This is a genomic window from Dyadobacter ginsengisoli DSM 21015 (genome assembly GCF_059568735.1).
The window spans coordinates 1-21,403 of sequence record NZ_JCANTY010000001.1 but is presented as its reverse complement, the minus strand read 5'-3'; the positions used below and the strand labels follow the sequence as shown (position 1 = coordinate 21,403).

Annotated in this window: 14 protein-coding genes; 12 read left to right on the top strand and 2 right to left on the bottom strand. The window is 50.3% G+C overall.

The genetic code is table 11. The features are described 5' to 3' along the window. The first annotated feature begins 137 nt into the window (after positions 1–137). Genes BP71_RS00070 through BP71_RS00060 form a run of 3 tightly spaced genes read left to right on the top strand, consistent with a single transcriptional unit; the run spans position 138 to position 2,319 of the window. Positions 138–635: a hypothetical protein gene (locus tag BP71_RS00070; protein ID WP_496375293.1), complete on the top strand. Its 498-nt coding sequence runs from the start codon at positions 138–140 to the stop codon at positions 633–635. After that, positions 632–877, top strand: a complete 246-nt coding sequence (locus BP71_RS00065) for a helix-turn-helix transcriptional regulator (protein ID WP_496375291.1) — start codon at positions 632–634, stop codon at positions 875–877. The genes BP71_RS00070 and BP71_RS00065 overlap by 4 nt, the downstream gene beginning before the upstream one ends. 29 nt (positions 878–906) lie before the next feature. Then, positions 907–2,319 (top strand): peroxiredoxin family protein, encoded by a 1,413-nt coding sequence (locus BP71_RS00060; protein WP_496375289.1) that lies wholly within the window; start codon positions 907–909, stop codon positions 2,317–2,319. 81 nt (positions 2,320–2,400) lie between these two features. Here the strand turns inward: BP71_RS00060 and BP71_RS00055 are convergent, their stop codons facing one another. Further along, positions 2,401–5,514, bottom strand: coding sequence for a T9SS type A sorting domain-containing protein (locus BP71_RS00055; protein WP_496375287.1), 3,114 nt, complete (start codon positions 5,512–5,514; stop codon positions 2,401–2,403). Between the two features lie 573 nt (positions 5,515–6,087). On the opposite strand from BP71_RS00055, the gene BP71_RS00050 reads away from it, so the two are divergent. After that, positions 6,088–6,900, top strand: coding sequence for a response regulator transcription factor (locus BP71_RS00050; protein WP_496375285.1), 813 nt, complete (start codon positions 6,088–6,090; stop codon positions 6,898–6,900). Here the strand turns inward: BP71_RS00050 and BP71_RS00045 are convergent. Next, a complete protein-coding gene (locus BP71_RS00045) occupies positions 6,897–7,715 on the bottom strand; it encodes an alpha/beta fold hydrolase (protein ID WP_496375283.1) in 819 nt (272 codons plus the stop codon). The genes BP71_RS00050 and BP71_RS00045 overlap by 4 nt on opposite strands. Positions 7,716–7,909: 194 nt before the next feature. On the opposite strand from BP71_RS00045, the gene BP71_RS00040 reads away from it, so the two are divergent. From BP71_RS00040 to BP71_RS00005, 8 genes are all read left to right on the top strand, one after another. Further along, positions 7,910–8,338 (top strand): DUF1801 domain-containing protein, encoded by a 429-nt coding sequence (locus tag BP71_RS00040; protein ID WP_496375281.1) that lies wholly within the window; start codon positions 7,910–7,912, stop codon positions 8,336–8,338. A gap of 888 nt (positions 8,339–9,226) precedes the next feature. Then, complete coding sequence (locus tag BP71_RS00035) at positions 9,227–9,949, top strand: hypothetical protein (RefSeq protein ID WP_496375279.1); 723 nt, start codon at positions 9,227–9,229, stop codon at positions 9,947–9,949. 91 nt (positions 9,950–10,040) lie between these two features. Then, a complete protein-coding gene (locus tag BP71_RS00030; protein ID WP_496375277.1) occupies positions 10,041–10,928 on the top strand; it encodes a tail fiber domain-containing protein in 888 nt (295 codons plus the stop codon). Positions 10,929–10,980: 52 nt separating this feature from the next. Beyond that, positions 10,981–11,646, top strand: a complete 666-nt coding sequence (locus BP71_RS00025; RefSeq protein WP_496375275.1) for a hypothetical protein — start codon at positions 10,981–10,983, stop codon at positions 11,644–11,646. Positions 11,647–11,731: 85 nt separating this feature from the next. Beyond that, positions 11,732–13,054: a T9SS type A sorting domain-containing protein gene (locus BP71_RS00020; RefSeq protein ID WP_496375273.1), complete on the top strand. Its 1,323-nt coding sequence runs from the start codon at positions 11,732–11,734 to the stop codon at positions 13,052–13,054. Between the two features lie 107 nt (positions 13,055–13,161). Beyond that, positions 13,162–13,791, top strand: coding sequence for a LuxR C-terminal-related transcriptional regulator (locus tag BP71_RS00015; RefSeq protein ID WP_496375271.1), 630 nt, complete (start codon positions 13,162–13,164; stop codon positions 13,789–13,791). 40 nt (positions 13,792–13,831) lie between these two features. Then, the gene (locus tag BP71_RS00010; protein WP_496375269.1) at positions 13,832–14,461 is read left to right on the top strand and encodes a response regulator; all 630 of its coding nucleotides are present in this window, start codon (positions 13,832–13,834) and stop codon (positions 14,459–14,461) included. Between the two features lie 223 nt (positions 14,462–14,684). After that, positions 14,685–21,403 (top strand): hypothetical protein (locus BP71_RS00005; RefSeq protein ID WP_496375267.1); only part of this gene is annotated, 6,719 nt, incomplete at its 3' end.

Here is a 21,403-nt window from a genome sequence, read left to right as displayed (position 1 = left end):
AACATGGAAAATGCCCTAAGATACAGTATTCCGGCTCAAATTCATCCTGTTCAGTGAAATCGGCGCAAGCGGAAGGCTAAGCAGGGCTCAGAAAAAATGTAATGTTTACTTTACATTTTGTAAATCATATATTACATTTGAAAAATCACAAAACGTTCAAGATAATGGTGCTGCTATTTCCGTCCCGGTATCGGGCAATAGGTGTATGCGTGGCCCTTGCGGGGCTGCTGGGTTATTGCGTGGCTTCCACCGGGGGGTTGATCAATGTGTACAGGGTCATTTCGTCTGGCAACACATTTCCGGATGGTTCTTATCCCTATCCGTCCGATTTCCGGGAAGTGAATGCTGTATTCGGCAACGCTTCATTATGTTTCCTCGTGCTGGGGATCATTGCCGTGTTTATGGCCAGAGAGCCCGACGAGTACTGCTACAAGATCCGGTTGGAATCAATCCAGTTTGCCGCATCTGCGCAGTTCCTGACCGGCCTGGCGGCCTTTGCCTATTTCTATTTTACGCCCGGGTATCGGATAGAAAACACCTTTCAAGCCATCATTGGGCTGGCTTGCGGCACTTTTTTGCTTGCCTATGCGCTGCGTTATTATGCTGTCATTTATATTAAGCCTGGTCAGGATTGAGTGCGCAAAACGACAAACTGGAAAATACGCTGCGCGTCGAGCGTGCGATCAGGCGGATGACGCAGGCGGAGCTGGCCGACCGCGTGAATGTTTCACGCCAGGCCATCAATGCGATAGAGACCGGCAAGTTTATCCCCTCGGCCGTGTTGGCTATCAAGCTGGCGAGGGTTTTTGGGAAGCCGGTTGAAGAAATATTTATCATTCAGGATGAAGAAAGCGTTATCGTCCCGAAAGCGAGATAATAACGCGGATCATTCTATCTATACCAGCCATGAAAACAATCTGCCTATTGCATTTTGCCATGTTCCTTATTGTCCGCACCGTGTCGGCGGGAGATGTGCATATACAAGGAGTCGTTCGCAATGCAGGTGGGGAAAGCCTTCAATGCACCATCGTCTCCACCTCTCTTTATACCGGGAATCTCGGCGTCGTTTTGCCGTTGCAGAGCGGACAGTTTCACCATCGGTTTGAGGTCTCCGGCACCACTTTCCTGAGTTTCAGCGATGGGGCTAACTATTTCGGAGGATTTGTCGAGCCAGGTGACAGCATTGTTATTCATTATGACAAATCCGACTTTGCCAATAGCATTTCCTACCACGGGGCCGGTAAGGAGAAATTTGAAATTACCTCCTCGATCAACCAGATGAAGGTTTTCGTACGAAAGGCCGTTGCAACGGCGAAACTGCAAAGTTTTCCGGTGGATTATATGTTTGCCTCCATAGACAGTCTGAAAGATGCCGTCAATAAAAATATGACCCTTTTCAGGAACTCGATGAGCCGCGAGAGCCACATGCAATTACTGGGTTACCTGTCTGCTACCGAACTGCTCGCAAAGCATAATAGCCTGGCCGCAATTTTCGGGGACTCCTATAACCACATTTTGACGAAGCATCAGGACAAGCTCAGCGAGGCTTCCAAGCAAAGCATGCAAAAACTGCTGATTTTTGATGAAGCTCATTACAATTCCAGATTTTATGCCGACGCCGTCAAAGTGTTGGCTTCCATCTACCTGGAAGAAAACGTTCAGCCGCAAACGTCCGATTATGCCGAACGAAAATATCAGCTTTTAGCCAGTTTCATACCCGGGAAATTACGTTCCCCCGTTATTTTTTTAACATTAAAGTCAGATATCTCAAACAGCACAAATGCCATTGGCGATCCGGTCCTTCAGAACGCCATTGAGCAATTGGCGGATCAACGATTAAAGGAGATCCTGACGGGCATGCTTGCCGAAACGACGCTGATAAGGGAAGGAGATTTCGCACCGGAAATTTCAGTTCAAAATTTATCAGGAGAAAAAGTCAGCCTGGCGTCATTTCGGGGCAAAACCGTCTATCTCGATTTCTGGTTCGCCGCTTGCGGACCCTGTCACGCCCTTTTCAAATCCATAGAACCTGTTAAAAAACAGTTTGAAAATGACGATCGCGTTGTTTTCTTAACCGTGTCGGTGGACAATCAAACCACCTGGAAGAAGGCCATCACAAAATTTGGGGTTAAAGGTTACCATGTCTTCACGGAGGATAAACTACGCGAGCATCCGATCATCAAGTCGTACAATGTCAGCGCTTTTCCAACTACTTACATTATTGCCCCCAATGGTCGGTTTTACTCGTTACGGCCATCCAATAACCCGGAAATTCTCGGCAGACAGATAGAAGAGTCGACTAAATTACCTGGAAAGTGAGCATTTCTGAACGTAAACACTTCTTTTGATTGCCCCTACCGATTCAAAACTTCCCCGAAACTCATTCCATGTATTCCTTCATTACTCGACAACAAATTTCCTGGTTACAGGTCCGCTTGTCGTGTCGAACCTTATGAAGTAGTTCCCCGGGCCAAGGCCGCCGACATGGATTTTCGTTTGACCATTTTCATGGTAAGGAAGCAATTTAATCGATCTTCCCCGGGAATCGTACACCTTGATTTTTGCCGCACTCAGGTCATGGTCGATCGTCAACCAGGATGTATTGCCTACCGGGTTCGGATACACGCTCATTTTTTCACCTCCATCGTGCATTTGAAGGGAGAGCACACGCGAGAAGGTGAAGGAACCATCCATATCTACCAGACGGAGCCGGTAGTATATAATTTTTGAGTTCAGATTATTCTGACTATCAGTAAAGTGGTAATGCTGAACGTTGTTCCCACCAATTCCCGCTTCCACAACTCCAATTTTTTGGAACGATTTGCCATCCGGACTTCTCTCAATTTCGAAATGCGATGCATTGATTTCACTGGATGTCTCCCAAAAAAGCAGCGTCCTGCCTTCCTGATCGCGTATACTAAAATTGGAAAGGACAACCGGCAATGGGCTATTGCTCGTTTTTACAAAAAACCCGCTGAAACCCGTCACATCAAAAGTAACTTCCCATCGGCCGCCGGTCGCGTTCCAAACAATATTTTGACCGGTCGGATGAAAGGTTTCAGTACTTCCCGTATAAGATCCCGGCGTTCCTGTTTCGTCGTTGCTTTGCCCCCCTATTTTTTCAATCAGCAAATTGGCAATTCCGGTTGCATCAAGCGGGCCGCTGGGGAGCTGTATATCGTTGACCGCGTTAAAATCATCGAATTCCTGTTGTGTAAAGTAGAGCGTCACCGATGCCGTAGCATTCGCAGGACTGACGGACGGGGTGATTTCGTAGTGACGCCTGACATATGAAGACGGTTGAACCCCTTCCATCCAGACCTTTGCCAGTATACTGCCCCCTGCCGGTGCTGATCCATTCGGGGTTATCGTTGCGATTAGCTCACAATCATTTTTAAAGGTCCGCGCATGAAAATTATCCAGTTCAAGCGTTTGTGAGCTGAATTCCAGGGGAAGGGTTGCTTGGAAAGCCTGTACGTACACCTCGGGAGCCGCGTAAGCTACATAGGGTGTTCCAACAGCGTCTATTGCTATCGCCGGGTAATTTGCGTTTCCTGCTGAAAATTCCGGCAAGCCCATTGCGTCCCAACTGATCCCATTCCATTTTCTGACTGTCGGCCTGCCCGATGGTCCATCAAGGTAAAAAACGATCGGATCACCATTTACATCCAGACGAATAATCGTATAAGTGGCCACTCCTGTTGATAAGCCCGGGTTTCCAACTCCCACCCAACTATTGCCATCCCATCGTCTGGCTGTGGCCTTTCCGCCTGCCTCAGAATCTCGATAGACCACGTAAGGTGTCCCCATTTGGTCAATAGCTATCGAAGTATGCGCAGCGCTAGGGCCCGAAAATCCGGCGGCGCCCACCAGATCCCAATTCGTACCGTTCCATTTCATCACAGTAGCTCGTTCTCCATTCGTGCCGTCCGCAAATACCACAAATGGGGTGCCGCTTTTATCCAAGGCAATAGCGGGGGACCCGGCAAAACCCGGTGTAAATCCTAATCCGCCCAAAGCCGTCCAGTTCGCTCCATCCCATCTTTTCACAGTGGCTTTGAAACTGTTGGCGCTGCCCATATACACGACATACGGGACATCGTTACTGTCGATCACGATCGAGACAGATGACGCGTGCCCGGTAGCTACGTCCGATGCGCCCAACGTGTTCCAGGCACTACCATCCCATGTACGGACGACGATCGCCAAATTCTGAAAATCCATATAAGCCACATACGGTTTACCGGTATGGTCGGCAGTGATCGAAACTATGCCTGCGCTCGCAAATCCCCTGCTGCCCACAAGCGTCCAATTACTACCATCCCATTTTTTAACGGTGATCTTATTGTCAGCTGCTTTATCGACATAAGCAACATAGAGATTTCCAAAACCGTCGGCGACGATTGATGGGGAGTATGCGAGTCCGTCAGATAACCCTTCCGATCCCAAAGTAATCCAATTGCTGCCCACCCACTTCTTTACCTTCGCCTTGGATCCCAGATCCTGGAATGCGACCACCGGATTATCCGCTGCATCCAGTGTGATCGCAGTAAAGCCAGCCGATTCTTCCTGATGGGCAACCGAGCCAACCGGAGCCCAGGCAGTGCCATTCCACATTTTCACCGTCGCTCGGTACGGGGCTTCCTGGTAAATGACATACGGATTTCCGCTACTGCCCACTGCGATAGCCAGGCTTGATACTTCACTCGTGGATATTCCAGGGGTACCGACCACGCTCCAGGCCACACCATCCCACTTTTGAACTGTTGCTTTTAATCCGTTTACAAAGTCTTTGTAGATGACATGAATTACTCCACCCCCAACTGCAATGGAAGTAAACTCGGCATAACCAGCAGAAAACCCGGGTGGTCCGAGATCAATCCAGCTGGTTCCATTCCATTTTTTGACGGTAATCCTTCCTCCATTGACGCCATCGCCGTATGCTAGCACCGGAGCACCAGTCCCATCAATCGCGATTGCCGGATCCTCGACAAGTCCAGCGGAAAGGCCCGCAGTACCCACCGGTGACCACGAACTTCCGTCCCATCTTTGCACCGTGGCTTTGCTATTGTTGGCATAATCCCTGTAAGCAATATAGACGGTGTTATTGTCGTCAATAGCTATGGATGGTGATCTGACATAATTAGAAGAAACAGTCTCACTGCCCAATGTTATCCAGTTGGAGCCCGTCCATTTCCTGACCATAGTCTTGCCATCAAATTCTTCGTAAAAAACAATGGGTGCACCCAGCCCATCAACTGCAATCGCCGCCGTACGGACAGTGGCTGCCGGACTAACGGACTCACCAAGAACATTCCATTCAACGCCGTCCCATTTTTTTACAATCGCATTCCCCTCGAATGTGAAGAGAATAAAAATCTCATTTTCGTGTGTGACGGTCTTTATTTCATCAGCATAGTCGTCGGACGGTTTATTGACGTCAGATGGGCCGAGCGGAACAAAATTACATTGTGCTGTTACATCAGGGATATTGGCAATAAGTGCTAACGCCATGATGATCCCAAATCTAAAATGCCTATTGGCCAAGCAAAAGTTTCCCATACCTGTTTTGCGGTTGAAAGTTGAAGAAATAAAGGTTGTGTTTTCTGAAATTCAGAACTTGTCCTTGACCTAAAACATGTTTATTCCTTTCAACGGTTTTTCCTCAGCTGGCGCAGGGTCATCTTTTGCACATGCCGCAATAATCAAAAGAAGGAAGAATAGTATTGTCGATTTAGCAGGGTTCATCTTATGGAGGGTTTACGTTTTCGGAACTCATTATATTGCTGGCAGGGTCATCCGTTGAACTTTCATGCGGGATAACAGAAGCGCCCGTTGCTGCCAAGTGTATTACTTATATCAGGCATTTACTGGCAAATGTCAGTTTAAGTTTATCCTGCAACACTCCAAAATCAACAGCTGGCGGATTTGTGCATAAGATCAACCCAAATACGGAAAGTGCAGGTACTTCAATACGGTATCCGCAGAACCCGATGTCGTTGCAAATTTATCATTCGCGTACGTTTGAAAACTACCATCTTCTTGGTATTTTTAGAGTAACATCCTACACGTTTCGACCCTATTACAATGGCCCTAAAAAAGAAAATGGATTGGCAGACCTATCTCCAATTTGCGTCCGGAAGATCACTTGATGACAGTATGCTTGAACTTCGTGAACTGGAAGATATACTGGATGTCAATCAACGTATTTTTAGTTCTTATTTTCATCATTCCATTCCCGTAGTCTACCTGCTGGATTATACAACGGGTAAATATCTGACTATGTCAAAGGCGATGATTAATATCCTTGGGGAGCAAGCCGACACTTTTATTCAAAATGGCATCAATCTTCTTCCCGAAATCTACCATCGTGAAGACATGAAGTTGTTCAATGATTCTATTTTCCCGGACCGCCTCGACCTCCTGAGAAATTACCCGACCGAAGAACACCGAAACTTTGTATTTACCTATGGTTACAGGCTCCGCAATAAATGGGGAAGCTACACGAATTTGCTTCAACGGAACTGGTTTGTTAAATCCGACGAACAGGGTAATCCGTTAATGTCTATGGGAATAGTTTTGAACGTAGACGGCTTAATATCACCCGCTCCCGCAGTTCAGACCGTAGTCCGGATAGCCGAAGGCAAAGACTCCCCGATGTGCTATCAGACAGTATTCAAAAAGCAGTATTCACTCGGGGAATCGGACCGTTTATTTAGCAGACGAGAAATCGAAGTGCTTAAGTGGATGTCGGAAGGACTAACCAGCAAAGAAATTGCAGACAAAATGTTTGTCAGTGAACACACCATCATCACGCATCGAAGAAATATGCATGAAAAGACCGGCATTAGCAATGCCACAGCTCTGGTAACTTATGGGTTTCGAGAGAGATACCTTTAAGGCGTAATAATTTCAGCCAGATAATCTGCAATCAGCTGATTGAAAACCTCCGGCTGATCTATGTGAACGAGATGGCCAGCTCCGGGTATTTTGAAAACACTTCCCTGAAAGCAAAAATCGGCGAGTTGATCCAGGTAGTTGGCTCGCACTATCCGTTCGTCCGCACCAAATACAACCAAATTGTTCCTGCGATCTTTAAGAAGTCGAATTTCATCCGAATATTTATTTTGTGAAATTCCTTCATACAACTTTGAACGAAAACCTGGCTTTACGTTGAGGTAATCCCTTACGAAATGTTCATGGTCCTCTTCTTTCATCGAGGCAGATACCAGTTGGCTATATCGGATAATCGCTTCCATGGTCGCATTTTCGATAAATATAGGGCTCAGGTCTACACCTGGCTGTGCAATCTGATCGAGCCCAAAGCCATCCCCGATAATCGAAGGCCCCGCCAAAACAACACCTGCAGGTCCGAGCCATCGGCAAGCCTCCATAGTAATGTTCGTCCCCAACGACATTCCCGTAAGGACAAAAGGTTTCCCGCCGGCAAGTTGTTTGATCGCCTCGGCCATGATCTTGCCAAGCGCCGACAGGCTGTAATCCAGATCCCCCGCAGCATCGGATTGGCCATGAGCCGGCAGATCGAACGCAATTAAATGGTAAGCGGCTAATAAATCCGACGAAAATTGCTTTCGCCAGGTACCCGCGGAACATGAGTTTCCATGAAGAAAGAAAACAGTAGCCGACCCGGATGCACCGAGTTCATAATAGGCTATTTGCATATCGTTGACCTTGATATAACTTGCAGGCAGCATTCGGGTATTGACTTTTTAGAAAGATTGGTTTTTAATTCTAAAAGATAGTTTTAAAGCAACGATCGGCAAAATTCCAGGGAAAATTTGCTGATCGTTGCTATTGATTCCAGAATATTAAACAGAAACCCCGGCCAAATCCGATGATTAAAAATCAGGGAAATGAACGGAAATTCGATTAAGGAAAATAATAGCGGATGGAAAACGAAAAAATAAAATTCCGGTCGATAATAGAGTTCTTTGAGTTTTTGCCCAAAGACGAAGCCTTGCTGGTAGATGTTCTGCGGCAAATAACACTGGAAGCCTTAAATGGATATGGAAAAGAAAAACTATCCTACAATGTCCCGTTCTTCTATGGCAATAAATCTATTTGCTTGATATTTCCATCGTCCGTTCCCCGAAGCGGCGTTAAAAAAGGGGTATTGTTCGGTTTCTGGTATGGCAACCAGCTGAACGATGCAAACAACTATTTAACGCACGGAACTAACAAGCAGATTTTCTACAAGGTGTATCAATCAGCTGATGAAATCGATATTCCTGCCTTAACCACGCTGATAAAAGAAGCGGTAGAATTAGACAAACGCTTCAGGAGGACAAAACCTCACAAAAAACACGGAAATCCCTAGATCATTTTATCCGTAATTTTGCGGATCAGGAATAGTCGGGAGGTCGGGATTACCCTGACTTCTTCCCGGTTTAAAAATACACCTCATCAGGACAGAGGTCTTGCATCAGATCACTTCATGCAAGCCCAATCAGCTCCAACCCATCCACAAGCCGATACGCCGGCGTCGGAATGAGTACCGCCAGAACTACATCGACACGAGTCAACACCGGTCTTGCCGGTCATTCTAAATGCGGCGGTTTGCAGCTATCGCAATAGTTGTATAAGGTATGATAGCCGGGGCCCTTGCATAACCGTGTTTCCGAGCTTGGAGACCGGGCATAACATAAAATTAATTTGTAGACATCTCCCTACATTCTGGTAGTTGCAACAAATGCAACTTTTCTGTTGCAGCAGGGAGATGATATGCTCGTTCAGACCTGAATCACATCATTTTCTTGAAGCCCGGAAAGATTCTGAGCAGACGTAAAAAAGACACTTACCAAATATTATACACTCATAAAGAAGCACTTAACCTCATTCAAATTCTCGGCCCGACCGGGAGATGCAGCCGATTTCTCATCGTCGTATATCAGGACCCATTCGATCGTCAACGCCGACCTCTTTCGGCCATTGTAAATCGACAATTGCCAGGTCGGAACAATAGTGCATCCAATTTGTAAAATTACTACTACAATTATCGAGCTATTTCTTCCCCGTTTTTGTAGATATCGATGGGTCGATTTAATATAGTCTGCCTATGTTTGTTTCGGGTCAAGGACCGGTTATAAGGTCTGATTAGGCCTGCACGACGCTTAAAACATCATTTGAATAATCCGATAACTCCTTACGGTGTTCCCGGATTTCGATTGCGCAAAACCAAACACTACTAATCCCTATTATCAATTCTATGAAAAGACGTATACTACTTTCCGCACTACTGCTGAGCATGCTACTGGGAGGATCATCCCTTACTTACGCGCAGGTCAAGATCGGCTCTAATCCGACGACCATTGATCCCAATAATAACCTGGAAGTGGAAAGCACGGATCCGGCCAAAAAGATCAGCATCCATAAAACCACCGGTAAACTGACGATCGCCGACGGCTCTCAGGGCGACAAGAAAGTACTCACCTCAGATGCCAACGGCGTCGCTACCTGGCAGAGCCAGTCTCAGCTCGCGATACCAGTCACTGCATTCAGCGGAGCGATAACCGGCCAGGCCATCATTCCTACTTTCACAACCCACGATGAAATAAACCAGCGGCTCCCGCTTGTGCCTACGCTGGGAGCAGCAAACTGGAGCGCGGCTACCAAGCGATTCACTGTACCCACGGACGGTACTTATTCTGTACAGGTAGGCTTATCCTGCACCAGTACAACCGGCGCAGGTGTAACATTGTGGACCAGGATTTGGGTGGTGTCAGAAAATGGCGGTCCGTTGTACAAAGGCGTCACTTCAATCGCTGGAGTGGGCGACTGGCAATCAGTTGTTTACACAGGAAATTTAGCTGCCGGCGATGGCATTTCGCTGGATGGCTATACTATGCAGACAGATGGACAGCCACCGGTTAACCCCATCTGGACCGGTACTTGCGGACGTGCCTACATGACCGTTACGAAGATCGACTAGCTTACCGACACAGTCCAAACGGCCTCAATCCCGGTTGTACGCTTGGTTCCCGGCCATTCTCATCGATTTCTAATTCAAAACCAGAGCTTTTATGAAAACAAAACAGCTATTGTCCGCTATTGCACTTCTTGGCGCCACTACTGCAGCAACCACCTCTTTTGCGCAGGTAAAAATAGGCGCAAACCCGACCACGATTAGTACTGGAGCCCATCTGGATGTGGAATCCAGTAGTAACACGCATACGGTGGTATTGCAATCCGGCGCCGTCGGCATTAACACCGCACTGCCGCAAGCCTGGCTGGATATTCGGGGAACTACAAAAATTCTTTCACAAAACGGCGAACAAACCGGAACGATCTGGACGGGAACATCCAATATGGACGGTATGGAGATCAGCGCCGGTGGGGGGGATTTGTGGGTCGGCATCCAGCGCAGAGGCGGCGCCCCACTCCACCTTTCCAAGCCCACGGGTACGATCGAAGAGTCGTTCATCATCTTTAGTGTTAGTGGCGTTCCCGGTGGTGTTGGTGCAATTACATACAATGGCGCGGGCGGCGTGATTTACGGCACCACTTCGGACAAGCGTTTGAAGGAAAATATCCACGCTACGAAATTCGGGCTGGAAGCGCTGAAAGCAGTCAAAGTGTACGATTATAACTACAAGGCAGATTCCAAAAAAACGCTGGCCACGGGGGTATTAGCCCAGGAATTGCATAAAGTATATCCCCAGGCCGTAAGAGTGGGAGGCGAGGATGAGAAGATCAAGCCCTGGCAGGTCGATTACAGCAAGCTGGTTCCGATGCTCGTGAAATCAGTACAGGAGCTCAACGAGAAAGTGGAGTCACTGGAAAAGGAAAAAGGGCAGCTCAACGCCGAATTGACGCGCAAAGCAGCTTCTCTTGCTGAGCTCAACGAGCGTATCAGCCGTATAGAGCAGACATTAAGCGCAGCCGAAAACAACAAATCGGTGAGCCGGTAAGAAACAACTATTAATCAACCCCTTACTAATCATGAAAAAACCATTATCAATCATGAAAGCAAAAAAACTATTGCCTAAAACACTTTACGCTGTTATGCTCGGAGCGGCGATGCTTCTTGGTTCCTCCACCGTTTTCGCACAAGTAAAAATCGGCACGAACCCAACCACCATCGAGCCTAATTCCAACCTGGAAGTGGAAGCGTCCACTCCCGGGCGTAAGATGAAAGTAGACAAAACGACAGGCCAGGTAACCATTACCGACGGTACCGAGGGGGCAGGGAAAGTTTTGACTTCGGATGCAGCCGGCGGTACGAGCTGGCAGAATCCTTTGGCCGGCACCATGATCAACGGGACTACCGGAGGGGTCGTCAACTTTCCGACTGGCGCTGTAGACCAGAAATACTCGGGTGGGTCCATAACATTCCCCAAAGCAGGCACCTATATGGTTTATGCCAGGTGGTCAGTGTCTAACGTCGCGACAACGCATCCTATCCCGAATCATGCTTTTATCAACACAGCTTTGTCAAGCAGCGCCTCGACTTACACTCAAGAGGGTATTGCAGCAGAATGGTTATTTGTTGTACCTACTGCACACCATACAGCCCCTGGGTTTCGGGTGACCGTGACAGGTCCACAGACACTCTATTTTTGGTTTTATACTGGTTATTATTCTGGAGATATTCAGTTTCGGGAAACCTACGCTATCGGGCCATTCTAATGTTCACTGGCTAGTTATTCAGAGATAGCAAGCGGGCGCTTTCAAAACACCATTATCATTCTCAGAGCATTAAACAGATTTTACAATGAAACATAACTATACCACCCCATCTGGAAAAGGATGGATCAGCATGGCCGCCTCCGCAGCCCTGCTTTTATTCGGACAGTTCGCCCAGGCACAGGAAGGCGGCCAGGGCAACACCACCATCTTCGGAGGTGCCCAGATGACCTTTTTTAGTAACTACAACTTCGTCACCGGGGGCGGGGGCGCCCAGCCCGGCGTGATCCTCACCGAACGTGCCGCTGGCAACTTCGGCGTACTCAACTTCGCAGGCGATAACCTGACTTCCACCGGTGCGTCGGATGCAGGCTATGTGGACGGTTACGTACGCAAATACGGGGCAGGCCAATTTGTCTTCCCGGTCGGGGACAATGGTGCCCTCGGCCCGTTTGCCGCTTCCGCCGACGGCACCATGGGTTCTTATTTTCACTCAGACCCTAATACGGCCGTTACCAGCAACCTGTTTACTGGTTCGGACTACACCGCACTGCCCAGCGGGGGCCCGTTCGCTACCAGCGCCATGGGCGACAACGTCGACGTGGTCAGCACCATCGAATACTGGGACATCGACGGGGCGAATGCGACCCCATTGACTTTGACCTGGGATGCAGGCAGCGCGATATCGACCCTGACCGGCGGACAGCTCAACAAACTCACCATTGTAGGCTGGAACGGGACCGAATGGGTGGCCATTCCTTCCAAAACGGACACGACATCCATTTTAGGCGGCACCAGCGACTTGTCAGCAGGTTCTATCACGACCGTTAGCCCCCTGGCCCCCGATACCTACACCGCCTACACATTTGCTGCCCTTGCCGTTCCGATGCCTGTTACGCTCACCCGGTTTGCAGCCGTTGCCGAAGGAAAAACCACTCTCCTCACCTGGGCCACCACCGAAGAAACCAACAGCGACCGGTTCGAGATCGAACGCAGTGGGAATGGCAAAAACTGGAACCGGATCGGAGCTGTTGCTTCCACTGGCGAAAGCTCAGTACTCGTCGACTATTCTTTTGTCGACAACACCCCGCTTGCGGGAATAAACCTGTACCGGTTGAAGATGGTAGACAAGGACAACACATTTGCGTATAGCGCCATCCGTAATGTAAAATTCAGCGATGCCCGGATCAGCACCTACCCTAATCCCGCATCCGACAAGCTGCTGGTCAACAACTATGCACAGGTGCAGGAAGTAGCGATCAGGAATACCTCAGGCAGGAATGTACTGCTCCAACAGAAGGTTTCGGACCAAGGCGTAGATGTCAGCAAACTAGCACCTGGCATGTACATCGTAACCATGACCCTGTTTGACGGCACTATCAGCACACACAAAGTAGCCGTTACCAGATAATGAACCCGTGATAGTTCCCGGGCAGTGCAAGTCACTGCCCGGGTTCCTTTCATTTGCACCCCGGCCGATTGTCAAGCACCATTTTACATGAATAACCCTACCAAATCATGACGATATTGATCGTTACCGACAACCATTTGTTTTCCATCGCCATACGCACGGTGATCAAAAGTGAGTACCCCCAAGGCAATATCGATGAAACCAATTCCCTGCGAAGTGCAATCGAGCATTCATCCGGTCAAAAGTTTCAGGCGATGATTCTGGATGCAAGCGCTGCCGACGCCAAAGACACCGCGCTACTGGGTACATTCAGAAGAGCGAATCCGGAGACGGCGATCCTCGTCAACCTTGGCGAGCAAACCCAGTTCATGTATACATTTATCCGGGCGGGAGTGGCGGCCCTTTTTTCAAACAAATCCTTGCCCGAGGAGATTAACGAGGGGCTCAGAAGAGCCGAGAAGAACGTCAGGTTCGTCAGCGCCGACATTCAGCAGCAACTCCTATCCCACATTGCTGAAAAACCGCTGAATCAGAAATTGACCAAAAGAGAAGAAGTCATGGCCGACTTGCTCGTTGTCAACAAATCGCACCAGGAAATCGCAATCATCACCGGAGCAACCCCTAAAAGTGTGGGCTACTATAAGCGTAAAATTTTCCGGAAGCTTGAAGTCGATAACATCGTTGAACTGGCCATTAAACTCAACAGGGTTTTGATCAACAAAGACAACAACAACTAACCGTCGGAATTAAAAGCATCCCGTTACCAACCGATTTTGAATGATGAAAATTCTATTGATTGAAGACCACTTTTTAGTCCGGATGAGTCAAAAAATCGTGCTGAATGAACTTTATCCCCAGGCATCGGTCACCGAAGCGGAAAGTTTTGAAGCCGGACTATCGTATATACAGGGATCGTTATTCGATTTGCTCCTGCTGGATATTGATATCCCCGGGGGGAAAGGGAAGTCAATGATAGAACGCATACGACAGTTCCAACCCGACATCGTGATCCTGATGTGCTCTGCCGCGGATGAGCAGACACATGCACTGGAGTACATTACCGCAGGCGCAAACGGCTATTTGTCTAAATCCGCTGAAAAAGCGGAAATGATCACTGCGATCACAACCGTCATGAAAAAGAACCGGTATGTAAGCCTTGCAGTTCAGGAACGGCTGCTCGACGCGGTATCGACCAAGAATCCATCGGCCAAGCGGCTGAAAGTTGCTAACGGACTGTCGGATCGAGAGAAAGAAGTCATGTATATGTTGATAAAGGGCAAATGGGTTAAGGAAATTGCGCTGGATTTAAACCTTCGCGCAAACACCGTCAGCACCTTTAAGGCAAGAATATTTCAAAAAATGGGTGTTTCGAGCGTCATCGAGCTGGCGAAGAAAGTCGAGCGCTAATGCCTGTCGTAGTTGTTCCCGATTTATACCCGGCAATGCTGTGAACTAACCCGGTCTGTCTGAACAGGCCGGAGGGATCGCTATGTCAATCCGGATCAACTACTTCCCGAAAACACTTCTGACACACTTCTGTGAAATCGTTCATCCTAACCCACCCACTGCCTATGATAAAATGAAAATGTATGTTCCCAAGGCTCTTTTCACGAACCAAACTCTACATTAAATGAAGAAACAATTATTTATCAAGTTGGCATTGGCTGTCAGGCGATTGGGGGATCCAGCGCGCATGGCTGGCAATGCCTGGCTGGCCACTTTAAGCTGCCTTTTAATGCTATGGCTACAATCCGGCCACACACAGGCCCAGGACGTAGGTAATGTGTGGGTAGCAGAACCCGGCCTGGTTACAGCCGGGGCGCAAGTTATCCCGCGAGGAGGCGCTACCGACCCGACAGGAAACACCTATATGGTCGGGAATTACTTCGAAACAGTCGATTTCGACCCAGGTCCGGGTGTAACTCCTTTGACCGAAGGAGCCGGCGCGTATGCCTACATCCAGAAACTGGATAAAAACAAAAATCTGTTATGGGTCAAATCGATCAGCGCTACTGTTCAGCTCACCTATAATGCAATCACGGTCGATGCGGCAGGAAATCTGCTTATCACCGGGTCATTCAGGGGAACTGCCGACTTCAACCCGGGTAGTGGCGTTGCAGAACTTTCGACCAGAGCGTCAAATGGCACGGAAACGTTTATACTTAAGCTCGACAGCAACGGAAATTATTTATGGGCTGCCCGATTGGGGGACACCTCCGCTGTCGCTGGAAGCAACGGCGCCGGTAATGAGATCAAAACCGATGGTTCCGGCAATATTTATGTTGCCGGTAACTTTGCCAATACAGTCGACTTCAACCCGGGCGCAGGTGTGTCCGAGTTGACATCCCCGGGTGGTGCGTCATCGCTTGACGCATACGTTTTAAAACTGGCTCCGGACGGCACATTCATATGGGCCAGGCGGATGGGAGGAACATTCGGCGACATTGGAGCCGCACTGTCCGTTGATGGAAATGGCAATGTATTTGTCGGAGGTACACTGGCCGCAAATGGCGGAGTTTCTGATTTTGGCCCCCTTTCTGTTCCTGCGGTGACCACCCAAACGGCATTTGTCACAAAATTGAACAGCACTGGAACATTTCAATGGGTCAAGACTATTGCAAATACCAGCAGCAGCAGCGTGACCGATATCGAAGCAGACAATGCCGGAAATATCTATATCGGGGGAAGCGCGGGAGGAACTATAGACCTGGATCCAGGTTCGGGTGTCAGCGATGTAGTCGGTCCTGGTTTCATCACCAAATGGGATGGGAACGGGAATTACGTCTGGGGAATGTTTCAGGGTAATACTGTTGGGGATATTACCCTCGACAATGCCGGAAATCTGCTGGCCACCGGTCGCTATACCAATGCGCCCTTAATCCTGGATCGCGACTGGGACCCGGGAGCGGGAGTTGTCAAAGTAACCAACCGGGGTACTCACCTTGCCAGCACAGATATTTTTGTAAGCAAATACACCACCGATGCGGGTTTCGTATGGATCAAAACTGCGGGAGGGGCAAGCGCTACCTTTTCCCTTGAGGACGGACTATCCGTTGGTGTAGACGCGGCGGGCGATATTTATGCGGGTGGAGTTTACGCGACTGACGCCCAGTTCGGCCCTTGCAAGTATGCAATTACCCCGACGGCGAATGGAAATATCCGTTCTCAGTATGTATGGAAGCTTTCAGCCGATCCCGTTCCTGATCTTCAATTCGCTGTGACTACGCTTTCACCAGCCAGCCAGCAGGCCTGTATCCTGGGTATCCCGCAGGTGATCAATGCGAGCCCTGCTGCTATTACTTCGCCGTCCGGTTATAGCACTACCATGCTTTACCAATGGCAGATTGCCGAAAGCGCGACAGGGCCGTGGGTCGACATGCCCGGCGAGGTATTCAAGGATTTGCAGCCGCTGGCGAGGAACACTTCGGCTTACTACCGCCGGATCGTGAAGGTCAACGACGGTTTTTGCGGTTTCAAAACCGTAGACAGTTCCGGGGTAGCATCGGTGATCATCGGTACCGATGTATCGCCGATCGCCAATGCCAACGGACCACAATGGTATGTCTGCGGGCCTGGTTCGAATACGGTACAGCTGGCAGGGACAGCTTCCGGCGGAACAGCTGCGTACTCCTACCTCTGGTTCGAAGGCAGTACCAGCAATGGCACACCGCTCGCTTCCACCGGCACGTGGACCACTCCAGCTATCACCGCAACAACCACCTACACATTACAGGTAACCGACGCGGTCGGCTGCGTGGATATCGACCAGGTTACAATAGTTCCGGCGATCGCCAATGCGGGTACCGACAAGTCGATTTGCCAGGGTGCCGGTGGTGTCCAGCTCGGTGCACCACCCGTTTCCAGCCCCTCGGTTTCGTATGTGTGGACAGCGATTTCCGGTGATCCGATTTCGTCACTGAGCTGTACTACCTGTGCGCAACCTATTGCCAACCCAACTGCTACGACGGTATACCGTTTGACGGTCACTGTTCAGCAAAAAGGAGGCGGCACTTGCGTAACGACCGACGATGTGACCGTAACCCCGGTGACTGCGCCCAACAACACGTTGGCCTTTGCCGGAACCGACAAGACGATTTGTAAAAATACCTCTGTCACCCTGGGCGGTACCGCGGATGCTACATTTGCCTATACCTGGACGTCGGGTCAGTATCTTTCGGCTTCGCAGGTTGCTAACCCTGTATTCAATGCGGGTACGGCAGCAGTGACCGGCGGATCGATCAACTACACCGTTACGGCCGTCAAAAATGGCTGTGCATTCACCGATGAGGTAAAAGTTTCGGTACTCAACTCGCGCATCAGCGATCAGGACGAAACCGTCTGCGGACCGGTATGGAGCAACCATATGGACGAAGACAATGCGCCGGGTACAACCTATACATGGAGCGTGGTCTCCGGCGACGGCGTTGTTTTGCAGACTGCCGGCAATGGCAAGAATGCTTATCTGAAAAGTAACAGCGGTGTGACCCGTTTCAGACGGACAGTTACCCTGAACGGCGTTTCCTGTACTGCCGACGTGCTGGTACAACCTTGCACAGGCACTGGCGGATGCGACTTTGAAATTGTGACCCTTTCCGACCAGGCTTGCCCGAAAGTATTCGGATCGGTGGCCTTAAGACTGGGAACCACCCTACCCGCTTCGGATTACAACTTCTCGTGGAGCCCCGGCAACCTGGTGGACAATGCCAATGCTGCGACGGTAAACATCACTTCGACCGCGCAGGCTACCATTACTGTGACTGTGACCAACAAATATGATGGTTCAATCACTTGCCAGAAATCGATTGTGATCAACCCGCCGGGATGGTCATTGCCGGTATTTACCGCAGAAGATAAATACACTTGTCCTGGCACCACCATCCAGATCGGCAGCACGCCGATTGCCGGCTTTACCTATGCCTGGACACCCGCAGCGGGATTGAGCAGCAGCACAGTTGCCAACCCTACGGCCACCGTTACCGGCACCACGCCGTTCGAGGTTGTCATCACTGAAACTGCGTCCGGCTGTAAGAACCGTGAAACCGTAGTCGTCAATGTATCTGCACCGGTTGCCGATGCAGGTAACGACCGTGCGGTTTGTAATGGAGCCACTGTAACATTAGGTACTCCTGCCCCGTCGGGAACCAACTGGACCTATTCGTGGGAACCATCTAACGCTGCATGGACTAATGGCACAGGACCGACCGATGCTCAGCCTCAGGTACAATTTGCTTCCAGCACTCCGCAAAGCTTTATTGTAACTGTTACCGATCCATTGTCGGGCTGTATCGCCAAAGACACAGTAGTTTTGAGCAACACCGTAACTGCCGGCGAATATGCTGGCGCAGCCCTGACTACCTGCCAGGGAGAGCCTGCACAGCTGGGACGTGCTGCTGAACCTTTTGCGCAATATGAATGGTTTATGGCTGATGGCATTACGCCTGCGGTCGGACTAAGCAGCAACACCGCCGCCAACCCGACCGTGCTCAACCCGACGGCAACGGCCACCTACGTGGTAAAGGTAAGCTACCCCGGATGTAGCACCCCATTGACCGACCAGGTGACACTGACCGTTAACCCGGCAACCGGCCTGGATTTAGCTGACCAGAACGTATGCCCTGCCGGACCGATTGCGATCGGATACGGTGCGGCCGGAAACCCGGCGGCTCCTGCCGGCGCAACGTACCTTTGGGTACCGGCGACCGGTTTGAGCAGCGCAACGGTGGCTAACCCGACTGCCACAGTGACCTCGGAAATGATCTATTCGGTAACAGTGACCCTGCCTAGCGGTTGTGTGTTCACCGATCAGGTGAAAGTGAGCCCGTCGGCCAATGCAGGCAGCGACGCTACCCTATGCCCTGGTGAATCTGCTGTAATCGGCACCCCTGCCATCGCAGGTGCGACCTACTCCTGGACGGGTGCAAGCATTGTAGGCGCGGCTAATGTGGCCCAGCCAACTGTGAAGCCGACGGTAACGACCACTTACACAGTGAGCGTTACATTAAATGGCTGTACCACCACCGACCAGGTTGTAGTGACCGTCAATACGCCTAATAACTTTACTATCACCGGCAACACCGCGATTTGCGAAGGCGGCGTAGCGACCCTGTCACTGGCTGGAACCGCTCCTGCAAACAGTACCTGGCAATGGAGCCCTGTGGCTGGCGTAACCAGCCCCAACGCAACAACTACAACGATCGCTGCCACTTCTACCCAGACCTACCGTTTGACTCAAACCAACACGGCAACCGGTTGCAGTAACTACAAAGAGGTGGTAGTCGTGGTAAATCCGAACACCATCGCGGCTACGACCGGTAATGTGGCCCTTTGCGAAGGCACTTCGGCCCCGCTGCCATTGAATGTGACTTCTTCGGGAAGCTATTCTTATGTATGGAGTCCCTCAGTAGGTCTTTCCAACGCATTCATTGCTAATCCGACAGTGACTACAGGTTCGCCCAGAACTTACACGGTAACCGTGACTGACAATGCAAGCCAATGCCAATTGGTAAAACAAGTCAATGTCGCTATCAACGCACCTGAGGCTTGCTTTGCTCCGGTAACTTTGACCGGTAATGTATTCCACGATGCCAATGCATTGAAAGATGTGACTGTCAACAGCACAGCCACCGATCCGTCTATCCCGACCGGTCTGTTTGTGACCCTGGTGGATTCGACCGGTGTTGCTGTAAAAACCGTCGCTGTGAATGCGGATGGCACATACGACTTCGGTGTAACTGCTCCTGGTGATTACAGCATCGTGCTACACCAGACTTCGACCGGCTCCACTGTGCCAAGCCTGCCTTCGGGATGGGTGAACACTGGTGAAAATCTGGGCGCGGGTGTAGGTAGCGACAACGCGGTCGGTGGTATTCTGACCGGCGTAACCGTAGCGGGCACCAATGTGATCAACGCGAACTTCGGTATCCAGCTGCCTCCGGTAACCACCGGCGGAACCGAGCCTACCCAGCCTAACCCGGGCGGCGCAACCACGGTTGATCTGACTTCGCACTTCGGATTGACCGACAGCGATGGAACCGTGAGCTCGATCACCTTCACCGAGTTCCCTGAAAACGTCGAGACGATCACCATCAATGGTACAACCTATGTGGCACCGGGCGAAACGCCGGGATCTGGTCAGCAGGTGTGGCCGGCTGGCAACCTGACTGTCCCCGGAACCGGCCTGTCCGTTCTGGTTGACCCGGTCGATGGAGATGTTTCTACTTCGATCCCTTTCTTTGTGACCGACAATGGTGGCCTGGAAAGTAACCTCAGCATCGTAACTGCCGATTTCACAACACCGGTTGTTCAGCTGTCGGGTAACGTATTCCATGATGCCAACGCATTGACGGATAGCACGGTTAACACAACCTCCGGCATTGCCATTCCGACTGGCCTTTATGCATCGCTTGTCGATAGCACGGGTGCTGTGGTTGCGACCGTGGCAATACAAGCCGATGGTTCTTACGACTTCGGCAATGTAGTGCCTGACACTTACAGCGTGGTGCTGCATCAGACAGCGGCCGGCTCGACGACACCAAGTTTGCCAACCGGCTGGCTCAATACAGGTGAAAACCTGGGTACAGCGGCCGGTAGTGACGGAACAGTCAATGGTATCTTGCCCAACATCGTGGTGACTACTACCGATGTGACCAACGCTAACTTCGGGGTGCAGGTCCCACCTGTCACAGTGGATGCAGCAGTACCTTCGCAGCCCAACCCGGGTGGTGTGGTAACGGTCGATATCTCCGACGAATTCGATTTCACGGATTCAGACGGAACAGTCGAAACTATTACCTTCACCGCCTTCCCTGACAGTGTAACCACGGTGACCATCAATGGCGTTACGTATGTGGCCCCAGGTGTGACTCCGGGTACAGGACAAACTGCATGGGTTGACTCATTGACCGTTCCGGTAACAGGACTTACTGTTCTGATTGACCCGATCGACGGCGATGTGACCGCTTCCGTTCCTTTTGTGGTAACCGATAACGGTGGCGCGGTAAGTAATGAAAGCACGGTAACGGCTCCATTCACCACGCCTCTGGTCAACCTTTCAGGTAATGTATTCCATGATGCCAACGCATTGACGGATAGCACAGTTAATACAACCTCCGGCATTGCCATTCCAACAGGATTGTACGTGACGCTCGTGGATACCGCCGGAAATGCAGTAGCGACCGTGGCTGTACAGGCCGATGGTTCTTATGACTTCGGCAATGTAGTGCCTGGCACTTACAGCGTGGTGCTGCATCAGACAGCGGCCGGCTCGACGACACCAAGTTTGCCAACCGGTTGGAACAACACAGGTGAGCACCTGGGCACCAATGCGGGAAGCGATGGCACGGTCAATGG

Coding starts and splice junctions, on each gene's coding strand:
- BP71_RS00015 (WP_496375271.1), top strand. CDS start 13,162: ATGACGATATTGATCGTTACCGACAACCATTTGTTTTCCATCGCCATA.
- BP71_RS00060 (WP_496375289.1), top strand. CDS start 907: ATGAAAACAATCTGCCTATTGCATTTTGCCATGTTCCTTATTGTCCGC.
- BP71_RS00010 (WP_496375269.1), top strand. CDS start 13,832: ATGATGAAAATTCTATTGATTGAAGACCACTTTTTAGTCCGGATGAGT.
- BP71_RS00020 (WP_496375273.1), top strand. CDS start 11,732: ATGAAACATAACTATACCACCCCATCTGGAAAAGGATGGATCAGCATG.
- BP71_RS00025 (WP_496375275.1), top strand. CDS start 10,981: ATGAAAGCAAAAAAACTATTGCCTAAAACACTTTACGCTGTTATGCTC.
- BP71_RS00035 (WP_496375279.1), top strand. CDS start 9,227: ATGAAAAGACGTATACTACTTTCCGCACTACTGCTGAGCATGCTACTG.
- BP71_RS00040 (WP_496375281.1), top strand. CDS start 7,910: ATGGAAAACGAAAAAATAAAATTCCGGTCGATAATAGAGTTCTTTGAG.
- BP71_RS00050 (WP_496375285.1), top strand. CDS start 6,088: ATGGCCCTAAAAAAGAAAATGGATTGGCAGACCTATCTCCAATTTGCG.
- BP71_RS00030 (WP_496375277.1), top strand. CDS start 10,041: ATGAAAACAAAACAGCTATTGTCCGCTATTGCACTTCTTGGCGCCACT.
- BP71_RS00045 (WP_496375283.1), bottom strand. CDS start 7,715: ATGCTGCCTGCAAGTTATATCAAGGTCAACGATATGCAAATAGCCTAT.
- BP71_RS00055 (WP_496375287.1), bottom strand. CDS start 5,514: ATGGCGTTAGCACTTATTGCCAATATCCCTGATGTAACAGCACAATGT.